The sequence below is a fragment of the Tabrizicola sp. M-4 genome (assembly GCF_051132405.1).
GTDB lineage: Bacteria > Pseudomonadota > Alphaproteobacteria > Rhodobacterales > Rhodobacteraceae > Paragemmobacter.
This window is the reverse complement of sequence record NZ_CP128606.1, coordinates 1,343,303-1,359,903: the sequence shown is the minus strand read 5'-3', so window position 1 is coordinate 1,359,903 and position 16,601 is coordinate 1,343,303. Positions and strand designations below refer to the sequence as shown.

The window sequence follows — 16,601 nt, the reverse complement described above, 5'->3', positions numbered from 1 at the left end:
TCAGGCTCCTTGGCTGGGCGATCCGTAGGTCGCCGAATAGAGGTCGCGGAGGGTGAAGCGGGGTGCCGCACCCGCGTCGCGGGGGGTGAAGATGAGCGTCACGGGGATGCAGGGGATCAGCGTGGGCGCATTGTCGGAGAAGCGTCCCGGCACATCGGCCTCCACCGCCACGAAGGGGGCAAGGGCGCGGGAGACGAGGGTGATCTTCCACTGCGTCCCGTCCTGCGTGACCGTCATGTCGATGCCGGGGGGGAGGAGGTCATAGGCCTTCCACGGGCGGGGCGCGTGGATGTCGTGGCCGATGGCGGCCCCGTCCCAGATGAAGGAGAGGATCTCGCCCGCCGCGATGCCGGAATGCGGCAGGCGCAGCACCTCGGCCGCGCGATCGGGGGGGGCGGTCAGGTCGGCCTCGGCCAGTTTGCGCGAGGTGCCGTCCATGGCGACGGCCCAAGCCTCCACCCGCAGGGGGGCGGGGGCGAGGCGGTCGTTGACCGCCTTCAGGACGAAGTCGCCGCCTTCGGGGATGCAGATCACCGTCAGATCGGCATAGAAGCGGCGGGCCATGTGGTGGAGGAGTTTCCAGCCCCCGCCATGGTCGAGCGAGGCCCATGAGCAGACGGGCCATGTGTCGTTCAATTGCCAGTAGAGCGTGCCCATGCAATGCGGTTTCAGCGCGCGCCAAGCGGTGACGGCGGTCTTGATGGCGAGGCCCTGCTGGACTTGGGAGAGGTAGACGAAGTTCGGGAAGTCCACCGGGAAGCGGAAGTAGCGGAACATGGTCTCCGCGATGCGGGCATTGCCGCCCGCGTTCTTCTGGTGGCTTTCCATCACCGGGGCCGCGATGTTGAAATCCTGCGGATCGGCGAAGCGGCGGATGACGTCCATCGACGGGTAGGACTGGAAGCCGAATTCGGAACAGAAGCGGGGGCGCACGTCGCGGTAATGGTCGAAGTCGCGGCCTTCGTGCCAGACGGACCAGAAATGCATGTCACCTGACGAGTCGTCGTGCCATGCGTCGCCGAAGGCGAGGACCCCGGGGGATGGGGAGGAGGGCCACCAATTGGCATGGGGCAGGACGGCGCGGAGACCTTCCTCCACCGTGCGGTTGAGGCGGTCGTAGCTGACGAGGTAGCGGTCGCGGTCCTGCCGCGAGACGTCGAACCAGCCCAGCGCGCCGATCAATTCGTTGTCGCCACACCAGAGCGCGATGCAGGCGTGGTGGTTCAGGCGCGAGACCACGTCGCGCACTTCGGCGGCTACGTCGGCGAGGAAGTCGGGGGTGGAGGGGTAGAGGTTGCAGGCGAACATGAAGTCCTGCCAGACCATCAGCCCCATCTCGTCGCAGAGGTCGTAGAACCAATCGGGTTCATAGCGCCCGCCGCCCCAGATGCGGATCATGTTCATGTTGGCGTCGATGGCCGATTGCAGGAGGTCGCGCACGCCGTCGGGCGTGATGCGGCCATGGAGCGCGTCGGCGGGAATCCAGTTCGCGCCACGGGCGAAGACGTCATGGCCGTTGACGCGGAAGCCGAAGGAGCGGCCCGCGGCATCGGGTTGGGAGACGAGCGCCAAGTCGCGCAGGCCGATGCGGCGGGTGGCGCGGGCGGTGCCCAGCGTGACCGTGAGGTCGTGCAGCGCCTGCGGGCCAAGGCCCACGGGCCACCACAGGACCGGATCGGGGATGTCGAGGACCAGCCGCGCCACGCCCTGCCGCAGCGGGGCGCTGCGGGTGATGCCGCAGAGGGTGGCGGTCACCTGCGTCTCGGTCGCGGCGATGCCCTGCACCTCGACCGTGACAGTGACGGCGCCTTCGCCATGGGTCTGCGTGACGATCACGTCGGCGATGCGGTCGCCCTGCGGTTCCAGCCGGATGCCGCCCCAGATGCCGAAGGGGGCGAGGGCGATGTTCCAATCCCAGCCGAAATCGCATTGCGGTTTGCGCAGCATGTTGCCGTTGGGGATGGGGCAGTTCCCTTCGTGCCACGGAACGAAGAAGGGTTGGGCCGCCTGACGCGCTGCGCCTTCGGTGACCGGGGAGCGGAAGGTGATGGCGATCTCGTTCTTGCCCTTGCGCAGGAGGCCCGCGGCATCGACCCGCCAGCGGCGGAAGGCATTGGCGGCGGAGAGGGCGAGGACGCCGTTCAGATGCACCTCGGCCACGGTATCCAGACCTTCAATCACCAGATCGCAGGGTTTGCCATCATGGGTGAAGCTGCGGGTGGCGACCCAGTCGGTTTCGCTGATCCAGCGCAGGCCGTATTCGTTGCGGCCGAAATAAGGATCGGGGATCGCGCCCGCGGCTTGCAAGGCGGAGATGCCATCCCCCGGCAAGGGGAAGGGCACGCTGTGATTGCCCTGCGCATCGGCGAGGGTCCATGTTCCGGCAAGATCCTGCATGGTTCAGACCCGCTGCTCGGATTTGGCATCGAAGAGGGATGCCTTGGCCACATCCACGCGCAGATGCACGTTGGTGCCGGGGGCGAGGCGGCGTTCCACCGGGACGCGGACCGATATCTGCGTGCCGCCCGTCGTCAGCCAGACGAGGCTGTCGGCGCCCATGGGTTCGTCGATCTCGACCGTGGCGGGGATGGTGCGGCCGGGTTCGGCCTCGGCGGCCAGCGTGATGTGTTCGGGGCGCAGGCCGAGGATGGCCTTGTCCATGTCCACGGGCCTGCCGCCGTCATAGGCGGAGAGGTCGATCTTGGCCCCGGCCACGGTGAAGGCGCGGCCTGCATCGACGACGGAGCCGTGGAGGAAGTTCATCGACGGGCTGCCGATGAAGCCCGCGACGAAGAGGTTCGCGGGTTTGTTGTAGATGGTCTGCGGCGCGTCGAGTTGCTGGATGATGCCGCCGCGCATGACGGCGATGCGGTCGGCCAGCGTCAGCGCCTCGATCTGGTCGTGAGTGACGTAGACCATGGTGTTGCCGAGGCGGGCGTGGAGGCGCTTGATCTCCACCCGCAATTCGGAGCGGAGTTTCGCGTCGAGGTTGGAGAGCGGTTCGTCGAAGAGGAAGACATCCACGTCGCGCACGAGGGCGCGGCCGATGGCGACGCGCTGGCGCTGACCGCCCGAGAGGGCGGCGGGCTTGCGGTCGAGAAGCGGGCCGATCTGCAGGATTTCGGCGGCGCGGGCGACGCGGCGGTCGATTTCATCCTTGGGCATGCGGGCGTTTTTCAGGCCGAAGGAGAGGTTTCCGCGCACCGTCATCTGCGGGTAGAGGGCGTAGGACTGGAACACCATGCCGATGCCGCGTTCGGAGGGTTCGGCCCATGTGACGTTCCTGCCCTTGATCCAGATCTGGCCATCGGAGATGTCCAGAAGCCCCGCGAGGCAGTTCAGCAGCGTGGATTTCCCGCAGCCGGAGGGGCCGAGGAGGACGATGAATTCGCCCTCGGCCACGTCGAGGTTGAGGGTTTTCAGGACGGAGACCGCGCCGAAGTTGAGGGTCAGGTCCTTGACGGAAATCGAATGCTGCATGGATCAGCCCTTCACCGCGCCCGCCGCGATGCCACGGACGAACAGCTTGCCAGAGAGGAAATAGACGATCAGGGGAACGAGGCCCGTCAGCAGGGTTGCGGCCATGTTGACGTTGTATTCCTTCACCCCCTGCACGGAGTTGACGATGTTGTTGAGCTGGACCGTCATCGGGTAGAGTTCGGGCTTGGTGTAGACGACGCCGAAGAGGAAGTCGTTCCAGATGCCCGTGACCTGCAGGATGACGGCCACGACGAAGATGGGCAGCGACATGGGCAGCATGATGCGGAAGTAGATGCCCCAGAACCCTGCCCCATCCACGCGGGCGGCCTTGAAGAGTTCTTCCGGCAGCGAGGAGAAGTAGTTGCGGAAGAGCAGCGTCAGGATCGGCATGCCGAAGATCGTATGCACGAGGACGAGGCCCCAGAGCGTGCCGTAGATGCCCATTTCGCGCAGCAGAATCACGATCGGGTAGAGCATGATCTGGTAGGGGATGAAGGAGCCGAAGATCAGGATCGTGAAGAACACGTCCGACCCCTTGAAGCGCCAGTTGACCAGCGCGTAGCCGTTCACCGATGCCACCGCGATGGAGAGGATGACGGAGGGGATCAGGATCTGCACCGAGTTCCAGAACCCGCGCGAGAGGCCGTCGCAGTTGAGGCCGGTGCAGGCCTCGGCCCATGCCTTGACCCAAGGCTGGAAGGTGACCTCGACCGGGGGGGCGAAGATGTTGCCCATGCGGATTTCGGGCATCCCCTTGACCGAGGTCATCACCATGACCCAGAGCGGCAGGAGGTAGTAGAGCGCCACCACGATCAGCGTGCCGTAGAGCATGATGTTGCCCGGCGAGAGGCGGCGGCGGGGTTTGGCGCCGCGCGGGCCGGAGGCGGCGTCGATGCGGGTGCCGGAGGGGCGCGGCGGGGCGGTGTTGACGGTCGCGTCAGCCATGTTTCTTGCCTCCGAATTCCAGATAGGCCCAAGGGATCAGCACGATCAGCACGGAGAGCAGCATCATGGTGGAGGCGGCGAAGCCTTGGCCGAGGTTCTGCGCGGTGAACATGTAGCGGTAGACATACATGGCAGGCACCTGGCTCGCATTGCCCGGGCCGCCGGAGGTTTGCGCGACGACGAGGTCGTAGAGCTTGATGATGCCCGAGGCCACGATGACGAGGACGGTGATGAAGACGGGCCGCATCATGGGGATGACGACGAAGAGATAGGTCTTCCAGCGCGGGATGCCGTCGACGCGGGCGGCCTTCCAGATATCCTCGTCGATCCCGCGCAGACCGGCGAGCATGATGCACATCACGAAACCCGTCCCCTGCCAGAGTCCGGCGATGAGGAGGCCGTAAAGGACCGTGTCGGGGTTGGAGAGCGGGTCGAATTCGAAGCTTTCGAAGCCCAGACCGCGCACGAAATGCTGGATGCCCAGATCGGGGTTCAGCACCCATTGCCACACCAGCCCCGTCACGATGAAGGACAGCGCGAAGGGATAGAGCATGATGGTGCGGAACGTGTCCTCGAAGCGGATCTTCTGGTCCATCAGCACGGCGAGCAGGAAGCCCATGCCGATGGTGAAGACGAGCGAGAAGACCCCGAAGATCATCAGGTTCTGGATCGAGGTCAGCCAGAGGCTGTTGGACCAGAGGCGTTCATATTGGTCGAAGCCCACGAAGTTCAGCCGGGGCAGAAGCTTGGAGTCGGTGAAGGAATAGGTCACCGTCCAGATCGTGCCGCCGACGAAGACGACCAGCGTCGTCAGGATCATCGGCAGGGCTGCGATCTTGGCATAGATGTTGCGAAAGGGGCGCATGCGCCGCGTGTTGCCCGCCATGTCCGGTCTCGCCTGCAGGGGAAGGGAAGAGGAAGGGCCGGCCTTGCGACCGGCCCTTCGCTATGCGTGACCGATCAGAGGCCGGATTGCAGGATTTCCACGTATTTGGCGTGGGCGTCTGCGGCCGCCATGTCGGACTTCCAGAACTCGGCCTGCAGGTCGCCGAGCTGCGTCTGCACGTCCGGCGACCAGACCTGATCGCCCGAGGGCATGATGTTGCCGCCCGCGAGGATTTCGAGGCCCTTCTTCATGCAGTCATTGGCCGCCGCCAGATCGACGTCGCCGCGCACGGGCAGCGAGCCTTTCTTGAGGTTGAAGGCCACCTGCGCCTCGGGCGAGACCAGCAGCGCGGCAAGACGCTTCTGCGCGGCTTCCTTTTCCGGATCGTCAAGCTTGGGGAAGTAGAAGGCGTCACCGCCGGTGGAGAGGTAGGCGTTCAGGCCAAGGCCCGGAAGGCAGGTGTAATCGACGCCCGCAACCTCGCCCGCGACCTGGAATTCGCCCTGCGCCCAGTCGCCCATGATCTGGCCGGCGGCCTGATCGGTAATGACGAGGTTGGTGGCCTGGTTCCAGTCCTGCACGGTGGATTTCGCGGCAAGCTTGCGCGCATCGGCGGCTGCGGCGAAGACGGCGGCCATCTCGGGACCGGCGGCCACGTCCATGTTCTTTTCGATGTTCACCTGTTTCCAGACATCCAGACCGGCGACGGCGACGGTGATCGCGCCGAAGGCGAGGTTCGACTGCCAGGGCTGGCCGCCAAGGGCGAGCGGGATCTTGCCCGCCGCCTCGACCTGCGGGGCGGTGGCCACGAATTCGTTCCAGTTGGTGGGAACGGGGATGCCGAGGTCTTCATAGACCTTGTTCGAGAGCCAGAGCCATTCGGGCGAGTGGATGTTGACCGGCGCGCAGTAGATGCGGCCATCGACGGTGCAGCTGTCGAGCAGCGAGGGCGGATAGATCTTGTCCTTCCAGCCTTCGGCCTCGGCCACGTCCGTCAGGTCGAGCATCAGCCCGGCCTCGACCAGTTCCAGCGCCTGCTGGCCGTGGTTGAACTGGGTGGCCCCCATCGGATCGCCGCCGGTGATGCGGCTGATCATGATCGGGCGGGCGGTGTCGCCGCCGCCTGCGATGGCGCCATCGACCCATTTGTCGCCCGAGGCGTCGAAAGCCTTGGCCAGTTCGGCCACGGCGGCGGCTTCACCGCCCGAGGTCCACCAATGGGTGACCTCGAGTTCCGTCGAAAGGCCAGCCGTGGGCAGGGCCACCGAGGCCATAAGCCCCGCAGCCAGAGTAAAGCGTTTCATCAGTTCCTCCCGGTTTCTAAATCGTTATAGGTAAGTTCTATAACGTTATAGTTTTGTCGATCAAGAAATCATTTCGCTTGTGGCCCCCGTTAAGGAGGGATCAAATGAAGGTGAATCGCCCCTTTGGCAGGCCCCGTCTTCCGATGCAGCGCAGCCCCATGAAACGCCGAGGCACAGGATGCCAAAGCCCTGCCCCGCAAGGGTTTTCGGGGCACCGGGCGGCAGGCGCGCCGGAAGCCCCGGGGCGCGGGCGGCGGAGGGGCGGAATGATTCGGGGAATCTGCGGCACGGGCCTTGCGGCACTGCGGCAGGGCGGTTTTGCACTGCAGCGCAAAGGGCAGGAAGAATGACAGATTCGACGCTCCTCCCGCCTTCTGCCCTGCCCCCGCCGGACGAGCGGCCCACCTTGAAGACCATCGCGCTGGCCACGGGGCTGGCGGTGGCGACGGTGAGCCGTGCCTTGAAGGACGCGCCCGATATCGGGGAAGAGACCAAGCGGCGGGTGCGCGAGATGGCGGCGCAGCTTGGCTATCGCCCGAACCGGGCGGGGGTGCGTCTGCGGACGGGCAAGACCAATGTCATCGCGCTGGTCCTGTCAGCCGAGGCAGATGTGATGAACCATACCTCGCAACTGCTCTATTCCATCGCGCGGAGCCTGAAGGGGACGCCCTATCATCTGGTGGTGATGCCCTTCTTTTCCGACGAGGACCCGATGACGCCCATCCGCTATATCGTGGAGACGGGATCGGCGGACGGGATCATCCTGAACCAGACCCGCCCCGACGATCCGCGCATCCGCTATATGCAGGAGCGTGGCTTTCCCTTTGCCACCCATGGGCGGACCGACATGGGGATCGACCATCCCTATTTCGATTATGACAACGAGGCCTATGGGCGGCAGGCGGTGCGCATCCTGCAGGCGCGGGGGCGGAAGCGGTTGATGATCGTGGCCCCGCCGCGCGCGCATTCCTATGCGAGGCACATGCTGACGGGCTTCGCGGACGAGGCGGCGCGGTTGGGCCTTGCCTTCGAGGTGGCGGAGGGGATCACCTCGGACTCGGTGGGGAGCGAGATCGAGCGCGTGGTGGAGGCGCGGTTCCGCGCGCCGAACCCACCCGACGGGCTTGTTCTGGGATCGACGACGGCGACCATGGCCTCGGTCCACGGGGCGGAGCGGGCGGGAGCGCGGTTGGGGCGGGACTTCGACGGTGTGGGGAAGGAGGCAGTCCCCTTCCTGCACCGGTTCCGCAGCGAGTTGATCGTGCTGCGCGAGGATGTGTCGCGGGCGGGGCATTTCCTTGCCAAGGCCATCATCGCCGCGATCGAGCGCCGCGCGCCGGAGCGGGCGCAGTTTCTCGATGCGCCGGACCCCGGCGAGGGGCTGTAGACGGACGGAAAAAGACCTTGGGAGGAGGAAAGCGATGAAGACGATCAAGGGCCCTGCCCTGTTCCTTGCGCAATTCGCAGGCGATGCGGCGCCGTTCAATTCGTGGAAGTCGATCACCCGCTGGGCCGCCGATTGCGGCTATGTGGGGGTGCAGGTGCCAAGCTGGGACGGGCGGTTGTTCGATCTGGAAAAGGCAGCCGCGTCAAAGGATTACTGCGACACGTTCAAGGGCGAGGCCGCCGAGGCGGGGATCGCGGTGACCGAGCTTTCCACCCATCTGCAGGGGCAGTTGGTGGCGGTGCATCCGGCCTATGACGCGGCCTTCGACGGGTTCGCGGCACCTGCCGTGCGGGGCAACCCCAAGGCGCGGGCCGAGTGGGCCGTGGATCAGGTGAAAAAGGCGCTGACGGCGTCGCGCAATCTGGGCCTGTCGGCGCATGCGACCTTTTCGGGCGCGCTGGCATGGCCCTATGTCTATCCGTGGCCGCAGCGACCTGCCGGGTTGATCGAGGAGGCCTTCGACGAATTGGCGCGGCGCTGGCTGCCGATCCTGAACCATGCCGAGGAGATGGGGATCGATGTCTGCTATGAGATCCACCCCGGCGAGGACCTGCATGACGGGGTGAGCTATGAGATGTTCCTCGAAAGGGTGGGCGGGCATGCGCGGGCCTGCATGCTGTACGACCCGTCGCATTATGTGCTGCAACACCTTGATTATCTGGAACATATCGACATCTACCACGACCGCATCCGGATGTTCCACGTCAAGGATGCCGAGTTGAACCCGACGGGACGGCAGGGTGTCTATGGCGGCTATCAGTCATGGGCGAACCGCGCGGGCCGCTTCCGCAGCCCCGGTGACGGGCAGGCGGATTTCGTGGGGATCTTTTCCAAGCTGACGCAATACGGGTTCGACGGCTGGGCGGTGGTGGAGTGGGAATGCTGCCTGAAGCACCCGGAGGACGGGGCGCGGGAAGGGGCGGAGTTCGTGCGGAACCACATCATCCGGGTGACGGAGAAGGCCTTCGACGACTTCGCCGATGCGGGGACGGACCGGGCCGCGAACCGGCGGATGTTGGGTTTGGATTGAGAGGGCGGGAGCGGGGGCCAGCCCCCGCACCCCCGGGATATTTGGGAACGGATGAAGACGGGAGGGCTTTGGAATGGCCATAACGGGGGCACATGTCGCGCGGGCGCCGCGTATCCGGTTGGGCATGGTGGGGGGCGGGCGCGATGCCTTCATCGGCGCGGTCCATCGCATCGCGGCGCGGATTGATGATCAATATGAACTGGTTGCGGGGTGTTTCTCATCCAACGCAGAAAAGAGCATGGCGTCGGGGGCGGACCTTGGGGTCGATCCGAAGCGCACCTATGCGAGCTTTGCCGAGATGGCCGCGCGGGAGGCGCGGCGGAAGGACGGGATCGAGGCGGTGGCGATCGTGACGCCCAATCACATGCATGCGCCCGTGGCGATGCAGTTCCTGCGGCGGGGCATCCATGTGATCTGCGACAAGCCCTTGACCGCGACCTTGCCGGAGGCGAAGCGGCTGGCCAAGGCGGCGGAGGCGTCGGGCGTGGTCTTTGCGCTGACGCATAACTACACGGGCTATCCCATGATCCGGCAGGCGGCGGCAATGGTGCGCAATGGCGATCTGGGGGATATCCGGGTCGTGCAGGTGGAATATGCGCAGGACTGGCTGGCGGAACCCATTGAAACGTCTGGGCAAAAGCAGGCGGATTGGCGGACGGACCCGGCGCGGTCGGGGGCTGGCGGGGCCACGGGCGATATCGGGACGCATGCGTTCAATCTGGCGGGGTTCGTCACCGGGTTGGAGGTGGAGTCCCTTGCCGCCGATCTGCAGGCCTTCGTGCCGGGGCGGCGGGTGGATGACAACGGGCATGTGATGCTGCGCTACAAGGGTGGGGCGCGGGGGATGCTTTGGTGTTCGCAGGTCGCGGCGGGCTGTGAAAATGGTTTGCGGCTGAGGGTTTACGGGACGAAGGCCGGGATCGAATGGGCGCAGGAGGACCCGAATTACCTGTGGGTCGGGCCGTTGAACCAGCCGAAGTACCGGATCACGCGGGGCGGGGCCGGATCGGGGCCGGAGGCGGGGCGCGTGACGCGGGTGCCACCGGGGCATCCGGAAGGGTATCTGGAAGGATTCGCAAACATTTACGCCGAGGCGGCGCGGGCGATCCTTGCGCGGCGGGATGGGGTTGCGGTGGATGCGGCGGTGACCTTCCCGGGGCTGAAGGAGGGGGTCGAGGGCGTGGCCTTCGTCGATGCCTGCGTGCGGTCGTCGAAGCGGAACGGGGCGTGGGTTTCACTGGCGCTGTGAGGCGCGCGGTGGGTTAATCTGCTGGCGGATCAGCGGTTTGGCCGGAGAACGGCCAAGCCGCTGCCCGTGCCGCAGGTTGTGCAGCAAACCGTATGCACGCAGCGCACGGTGCTGGTGGGAAATCATTAAGGTTAACGGCTCTGGGATGGGGGCTGCGGAACGGCGGGGGTCGGGTCCGGCATTGTGCGGCCGATGCGGGTACGTGCAGGGATGGCAGCTGCGCGGGTCACAGGCAGGGTGTGACGTGTCGGGGAACGGGAAGCCGGGGCCTTGATGCGGGTGGGCGCGGGGTTGGGGTGGGTCGGGCTGGGCCTGTGGAGGCCCCTGCGCGGGGGCCGAGGCGGGGTTGTCGGGGGGGGCGTTGGGGGCGACGGAAGGGCGTGGAGCGGGGCGGTGGAGGCTGTGGGGTTCGGGTTGGACGGGCTTGCGGACTGGGCCGGGGGAGGCCCCGGCGCGGGGGCCGGGGCGGGGTTGTCGGGGTGGGTGCCGGGGGTGACGTGGAGGCGTTGAGGCGGATCAGGAGCGGGCGCGCAGGCGGGGGCGTTCGCGTTGCAGCCAGAGGGCGGTGAGGATGAGGGGGGCGTTGGCGATTTCGCCGGAGGCGACGAGGTCCATCATCCGGGCGAAGGGGATGAGATGGCCGCGGATGTCCTCGGCCTCTTCCTCGACCCCGAAGACGCCGGCCACGCCATCGGGCAGGTCGGTCAGGGCGACGAAGGAATAGAGATATTCGGTGATCGCGCCGGGGCTGGGGTAGTAGTCCGCCACGGGAATGAGCGCGTCGAGGGTGAGGCCCGCCTCTTCCAGCGCCTCGCGGCGGGCGCCCTGTTCGGGGGTCTCGCCGGGGTCGATGCGTCCGGCGACGGCCTCCAGTTGCCAAGCGGCGGCGTCGCCACGGGCGAGTGGGCCTGCGCGGAACTGTTCGATGAGAAGGACACGGTCGCGGACCGGGTCATAGGGCAGGACGGTGACGGCATCGGCCATGACGAAGACCGCGCGGTCGGCCGGGGCGCCCATGCGCCCGTCGAATTGCCGCCAGCCGAGCCGCCAATCCTCGACCGAGAAGAATTTGGCATAGGGGGTGGCGCGGGTCTCGAGGGCGACATCCTCGGCGGTGGCGGCGCGGCGGAGGGTGGCGGGGGACGGGCGGCGCGCCCGCACCTGCGCGGCCCCGCGGGCGAGCATCGCGCCGTAGCGCGCGGCGAGTCGGGACGCGGGGACATGGCCCATGAGGGCCATGAATTCGGCGGCGGTGGCGGTGGCGGCCTCGCCATAGCGGGCGACCCAATCGGCAAGCGACCAAGGGGCTGCGGGCTGCCAGCGGCCCGGTTCGGGGAAATAGACGCGGGCGGTGACGGTTTCCCCGCCTGCCTGCACCGGAACGTCGCGGGTGAGGTAGCCGAAGCCGCCTTCGTAATGATCGAGGCGGGCGGCCTCTGCCACGGTCAGGTTTTCGAGGAGGAGTCCCTGCGCCATGGCCCCGGGTTGCGGGTGGATGAGGGGGAAGGCCCCGCCCGCCGCCCAGTTGACGGCATGATCGGGGAGATGGGCCGCGCGCGGGCTGGCGGGGCGACCGAGCACGCAGTCCAGCAGCGGCCCATGGCACAGGGTGCCGTAGAAGAAGAAATTGGCCATGCGCGCCACGTGTTCCTGCTGCCCTTGCTGCCCTGCCCTAGCGCCAGCGGCGACCGGCGGCTTCGGTGATCATGCCGGCCACGGCCCCGCCGAGGATGATGGTGACGAGCACGGGCAGCGTGATGACGAAGGAGCCGAAGCCGAAGAACTGGTCGACGATGTCGAGCAGGGCATCCATCGGACCGCGATAGCGGCCGCGCATGGCGATGTTCAGCATGGTGGCAACCGCGATGACCAAGAGGGCCGAAACCGTGGCGATGACCGCCGTGCGCATGCCGGTCGAGGCGGCCTCGAACATCCCGGCACGTCTGGCCGCGCCGGAGATGAACCAGCCCATGAGCACGCCGCAGGCGATGGCCACTTCATACATGCGCCCGACGCGGGCGCTTTCGGGCATCGTGTTTTCGATCATGATGGCGACCACCCAACCAAGGAAGGCGAAGCAGAGTGCGGCGACCAGCTTGGCGGCGGTGGGCATGGGGCGGGCCTCAACTCGGGCGGGTGACGGTGATCTGGGTTACGTCGCAGTTTCCGCCCTGGAAGGCCCCGGCGCAAGAGGTGAGGTAGAAGTTCCACATGCGGCGGAAGCGGTCGTCGAAACCCATCTTCGCCACCTCGTCCCAGCGGTCGTTGAAGCTGTCGTGCCAGCGGCGGAGCGTCTGGCTGTAGCTGTCGCCGAATTCGACGGAATGGGCGACGCGGAGGCCCGCGCGTTCCACCTCGGCCCGCAGCGCGGAGGGCGAGGGCAGCATGCCGCCGGGGAAGATGTATTTCTGGATGAAGTCGACGCCCTTGCGGTAGACCTCCCACCGGCGGTCGGCGATGGTGATGATCTGGAGCGTGGCGTTGCGGCCCGGTTTCAGCCTTTCGCGGAGCGCGTCGAAATAGACGGGCCAATAGCGTTCGCCCACGGCCTCGAACATCTCGATGGAGGCGATGCCGTCATAGAGGCCGCGTTCGTCGCGGTAATCCTGCAGCTTGATCTCCACCCGGTCCGACAGGCCCGCGCGGGCCATGCGGTCTACCGCGTAATCGTATTGGGCGCGGGAGATGGTGAGGCCGGTGACCTTGAGCCCCCGTTCCTTGGCGGCATATTCGGCGAAACCGCCCCAGCCGCAGCCGATTTCCAGCACATGGTCGCCGGGGCGGGCGCCCATCTGATCGACCATGGATTTGTATTTCTCGGTCTGCGCGGCCTCGAGGCTTTCCTGCCCGGTGTGGAAGATGGCGCTGGAATAGGTCATCGTCTCGTCCAGCCAGAGGCGGTAGAAATCGTTGCCCAGATCGTAATGGTAGCTGATGTTCTTCTTCGCCTGCGTTTTCGAATTGGATTGCAGCCAGAAGCGCAGGCGTTCGTAGAAGCGCAGAAGGCCCATGCCGGGGAAGCCGTCGTTGATGCTGTCATTTTCCGGCAGTTGCACGAGATCCATCAGCGCCTGCAGGTCGGGGGTGGACCACCAGCCTTCGAGATAGGCATCACAGAAACCGAGATCGCCTTCGCGGATCAGGCGGGCGAAGGTGTCGGGGTTGTGGACCAGCACCTCGCCCACGGGGCCGGGTTTGTGGGTGTCGATGCGGAAGCGGCGGCCATCCGGCAGGACGAAATCCAGCCGCCCCCGTCCCATGCCCTGCAATACCTGAAAGGCCGAGGCGAAATAGCGCGGCAGGCCGGATTGGCCCTTGATGCTGGTCAGTACGTCCATGGACTCCCCACGTTTCTTATTTTTTGCCCGTCACAGTCCCAGATACGCGGGCGGCACTCAAGGGTTTCATGCATTTTTGCACGGCGTTCGAATAGGCTTTGCGTGACCGTCAGGCGCTTTCCCCTGCGTCACCCGCACCGCCCCGCGCGGCATAGGCGGCAAGCGCGCGGGCGCGGCCTTCGGCGAGGTCGACGATGGGGCGCGGATAGGGGCGCGCGGGATCGAGCGCCCATGCGCGCGGGGCCGCCTCGAAGAAGGAGAGCGCCTCGGGCGGCGGGGTGCGGGAGAGTTCGGCGATGAAGCGGCGGCGGTAGAGGGAGCGGGGATCGAATTTCTCCACCTGCGTGGCGGGGTTGAAGATGCGGAAATAGGGCGCGGCATCGGGGCCGGAGCCTGCGGCCCATTGCCAGCCCATCGCATTGGCGGCGGGGTCCCAGTCGATCAGGCAGTCGGCGAACCAGTCCAGCCCGTGTTTCCAATGGGTCATCAGGTGTTTGGTCAGGTATGAGGCCACGATCATGCGGCCCCGGTTGTGCATGGTGCCGGTGACGTAGAGTTCACGCATGGCGGCGTCGACGAAGGGCTCGCCCGTCATGCCGCGCTGCCAAGCGGTGAGGCGGGGGCCTTCGCCCTGCCACGGGAAGCTGTCCCATTCGGGTTTCCAGTTGGCGCTGGCGATATGGGGCGTGTGGTGCAGCAGGTGGTAGGAGAATTCGCGCCAGACCAGTTCCTTGAGGAAGGTCTCGGCCCCCGGATCGCCACGGTCGAAGACGGAATAGGCGGCATGCCAGATGCGGCGGATGCCGATCTCGCCATAGGCGAGGTTTTCCGACAGGCGCGAGGTGCCGGGTTCGGCGGGAAGATCGCGCGCCTCGGCATAGCGCGAGACGGGACCGGAGAGAAAGTCGCCCAGCCGGTCGCGCGCTGCGGCCTCGCCCACGCGGGCATGGCGCGAGACGATGGCGGCGCCGCGGTTCATGGCGGCGCCAAGGTGCCAGTCGGCAAGGCTGTCGGAGGCGGGCCAAGCCTCTGGCGCGGGAAGGCGGGAGGGGGCGGGGTCCGGCGCGGCGACGGGCAGGCCGCGCACCGCCCGCCAATAGGGGGTGTAGACACGGTAGAACCCGCCCTGCCCCGTCTGCACCGTCCATGGTTCGTGCATCAGGTGGCCTGCGAAGCTTTCGGCGCGCAGGCCCTGCGCCTTGAGCGCGGCCTTCACGCCTGCATCGCGGGTCTTGGCGGCGGGGTCGTAGAGGCGCGACCACAGCACGCCTGACGCCCCGGTTTCGGCGATCAGAGCCTGCAGCGCGGTCAGCGCCTCGCCCCGGCGCAGGATCAGGCGCGATCCAGCCTGTGCAAGCCGGGCGGCGAAGGCCTCGATCCCCAGACCAAGTCGCCATTTCGGCGCGGCGCCCAGCGCCTCGGTTTCCGGGTCCAGCAGGAAGACGGGGATCAGGGGCTGACGGCTGGCAAGGGCCGCGGCCAGCATCGGCAGGTCATCCAGCCGCAGGTCGCGGCGGAACCAGAGGAGGAGGGGGGCAGTCATGCGCGCATTCAGTCTTTCTTTACTCTGATACGCGCGAGCCTGCACCCCGGATCATCGGGCCTGTCAGAGCACCGCGTCCAGCGCCGCGATCAGGCGGGTGACGTCTTCGGGGCTGGTGTAATGCACCGCGCTCATCCTGAGGACGCCCTTCTCCAGATCGACGCCCATCGCGGTGAGGGGGCGGACGGCGTAGAAATCGCCTGCCCAGCAGGCGATCCCCCGCTTGCCAAGTTCGACCGAGACGGGTTCGGCGGGGCGGTTCAGGTCCACCGCGACGGTGGGCGCGCGGCGGGCGGCATCGCGGGGCCCGATCAGGCGGAGGTCGTTGCGCGCGGCGAGATAGTCGAGAAGCGGCGCGATGACCGCCTCTTCCTGCGCGCGCATCAGGTCATGCACGCCCCTGTTGCGCGCCGCCGCATCGCCGGTGAGGCCGTGTTGGTCGGCCAGCGCCTCGATGTAGTCGGCCACCCCGGCGCAGGCGGCGATCTGGGCGTGGTCGGGGCCTGCGGGGGTGAAGCGTTTATAGAGCGTGCCGTTGTTGAAGTAATGCGCCTGACCGGGAAGCTCCGCCCCGAAGGCCGCGCGGATGACCATGATGCCCTGATGGGGGCCATAGGTCTTGTAGGCGGAAAAGAGATAGACGTCGCAGCCCAGCGCCGGGATGTCGGGCAGGCCATGGGGGGCGTAGCTGACGCCATCCACTACGGTGCGCGCGCCCGCCTCTGCGGCGAGGGCGCAGATCTCGGCCACGTCGTTGATCTCGGCCACCACGTTGGAGCAATGCGGGAAGCAGACCAGCCGCACCTTGCCATCGGCGAGCAGCGCCTTGAGCGCGGCGGGCGAGAGTGATCCGGTCGCGGGGTCGAGTTTCCATTCACGGACCTCGATCCCCTCGTCGGCAAGGCGGCGCCAGACGCCGGAATTCGCCTCGTGGTCCTGATCGGTCACCACGATGGCGAGGTCGCGGCCCGACAGCCATTTCCGCACCGCCTGCGCGAGGACATAGGTATTGGCGCTGGTGGAGGGGCCGAAGGAGACCTCTTCGCGCGCCACGCCCATCAACGCGGCAAGGCGGGTGCGGGCCTCGTCCATCTCGGCCCCGCCGGCCTGCGCGCCGGGATAGGGGGCATAGGGCTGCACCTTGCGGTCGGTATAGAAGCGGTGGAGGCGGTCCACCACCTGACGGCAGGGGAAGGAACCGCCCGCATTCTCGAAGAAGGCATGGGAGGAGAGGACCGGCGAGGCGAAGGCCGGGAAATGCGAGCGGACGAAATCAAGGTCGAGTGCGGTCATCGGGGCATCCCTTCAAGGTTCGGTTGCCACGGACCCGGTGCGCCCTGCACGGGCGGGGCGCGCGGCCCGGTCCGTGGCAGGTCTTC

General features: G+C 66.9%; 13 protein-coding genes. 3 read left to right on the top strand and 10 right to left on the bottom strand.

The genetic code is table 11. The features are described 5' to 3' along the window. From TabM4_RS06585 to TabM4_RS06565, 5 genes are all read right to left on the bottom strand, one after another. Complete coding sequence (locus tag TabM4_RS06585) at positions 1-2,397, bottom strand: beta-mannosidase (protein WP_434620149.1); 2,397 nt, start codon at positions 2,395-2,397, stop codon at positions 1-3. A gap of 3 nt (positions 2,398-2,400) precedes the next feature. Beyond that, positions 2,401-3,480, bottom strand: coding sequence for an ABC transporter ATP-binding protein (locus TabM4_RS06580; protein ID WP_434620146.1), 1,080 nt, complete (start codon positions 3,478-3,480; stop codon positions 2,401-2,403). A 3-nt stretch (positions 3,481-3,483) separates the two neighbouring features. Continuing rightward, positions 3,484-4,425, bottom strand: a complete 942-nt coding sequence (locus tag TabM4_RS06575; protein WP_434620143.1) for a carbohydrate ABC transporter permease — start codon at positions 4,423-4,425, stop codon at positions 3,484-3,486. Next, positions 4,418-5,290 carry a carbohydrate ABC transporter permease gene (locus TabM4_RS06570; RefSeq protein WP_434620140.1) on the bottom strand — a complete coding sequence of 291 codons (873 nt, stop codon included), beginning with the start codon at positions 5,288-5,290 and terminating at the stop codon, positions 4,418-4,420. Before TabM4_RS06570 ends, TabM4_RS06575 begins: the two co-directional genes overlap by 8 nt. A 95-nt stretch (positions 5,291-5,385) precedes the next feature. Beyond that, entirely contained in the window at positions 5,386-6,615 is a 1,230-nt protein-coding gene (locus TabM4_RS06565) for an ABC transporter substrate-binding protein (protein WP_434620137.1), read from the bottom strand. A 346-nt stretch (positions 6,616-6,961) separates the two neighbouring features. Between TabM4_RS06565 and TabM4_RS06560 the strand changes: the two genes are divergently transcribed. The 3 genes from TabM4_RS06560 (at position 6,962) to TabM4_RS06550 (ending at position 10,341) form a co-directional block, all read left to right on the top strand. After that, the gene (locus TabM4_RS06560; RefSeq protein WP_434620134.1) at positions 6,962-8,002 is read left to right on the top strand and encodes a LacI family transcriptional regulator; all 1,041 of its coding nucleotides are present in this window, start codon (positions 6,962-6,964) and stop codon (positions 8,000-8,002) included. Positions 8,003-8,036: 34 nt separating this feature from the next. Further along, positions 8,037-9,092 carry a sugar phosphate isomerase/epimerase family protein gene (locus tag TabM4_RS06555; RefSeq protein ID WP_434620131.1) on the top strand — a complete coding sequence of 352 codons (1,056 nt, stop codon included), beginning with the start codon at positions 8,037-8,039 and terminating at the stop codon, positions 9,090-9,092. Between the two features lie 73 nt (positions 9,093-9,165). After that, on the top strand, positions 9,166-10,341 hold the full coding sequence (locus TabM4_RS06550; protein ID WP_434620128.1) for a Gfo/Idh/MocA family protein: 1,176 nt from the start codon (positions 9,166-9,168) through the stop codon (positions 10,339-10,341). Between the two features lie 516 nt (positions 10,342-10,857). On the opposite strand, the gene TabM4_RS06545 is transcribed toward TabM4_RS06550, so the two are convergent. The 5 genes from TabM4_RS06545 to TabM4_RS06525 all read right to left on the bottom strand — a co-directional run bounded on the left by TabM4_RS06545 (position 10,858) and on the right by TabM4_RS06525 (position 16,515). Continuing rightward, positions 10,858-11,976: an NUDIX domain-containing protein gene (locus tag TabM4_RS06545; protein WP_434620125.1), complete on the bottom strand. Its 1,119-nt coding sequence runs from the start codon at positions 11,974-11,976 to the stop codon at positions 10,858-10,860. Positions 11,977-12,013: 37 nt separating this feature from the next. Then, the gene (locus TabM4_RS06540) at positions 12,014-12,454 is read right to left on the bottom strand and encodes a TrgA family protein (protein WP_434620122.1); all 441 of its coding nucleotides are present in this window, start codon (positions 12,452-12,454) and stop codon (positions 12,014-12,016) included. Positions 12,455-12,464: 10 nt separating this feature from the next. Further along, a complete protein-coding gene (locus TabM4_RS06535; protein WP_434620119.1) occupies positions 12,465-13,679 on the bottom strand; it encodes a class I SAM-dependent methyltransferase in 1,215 nt (404 codons plus the stop codon). A gap of 109 nt (positions 13,680-13,788) precedes the next feature. Next, complete coding sequence (locus tag TabM4_RS06530) at positions 13,789-15,222, bottom strand: cryptochrome/photolyase family protein (protein ID WP_434620116.1); 1,434 nt, start codon at positions 15,220-15,222, stop codon at positions 13,789-13,791. Between the two features lie 63 nt (positions 15,223-15,285). After that, positions 15,286-16,515, bottom strand: coding sequence for an aminotransferase class V-fold PLP-dependent enzyme (locus tag TabM4_RS06525; RefSeq protein WP_434620113.1), 1,230 nt, complete (start codon positions 16,513-16,515; stop codon positions 15,286-15,288). Positions 16,516-16,601: the final 86 nt, after the last annotated feature.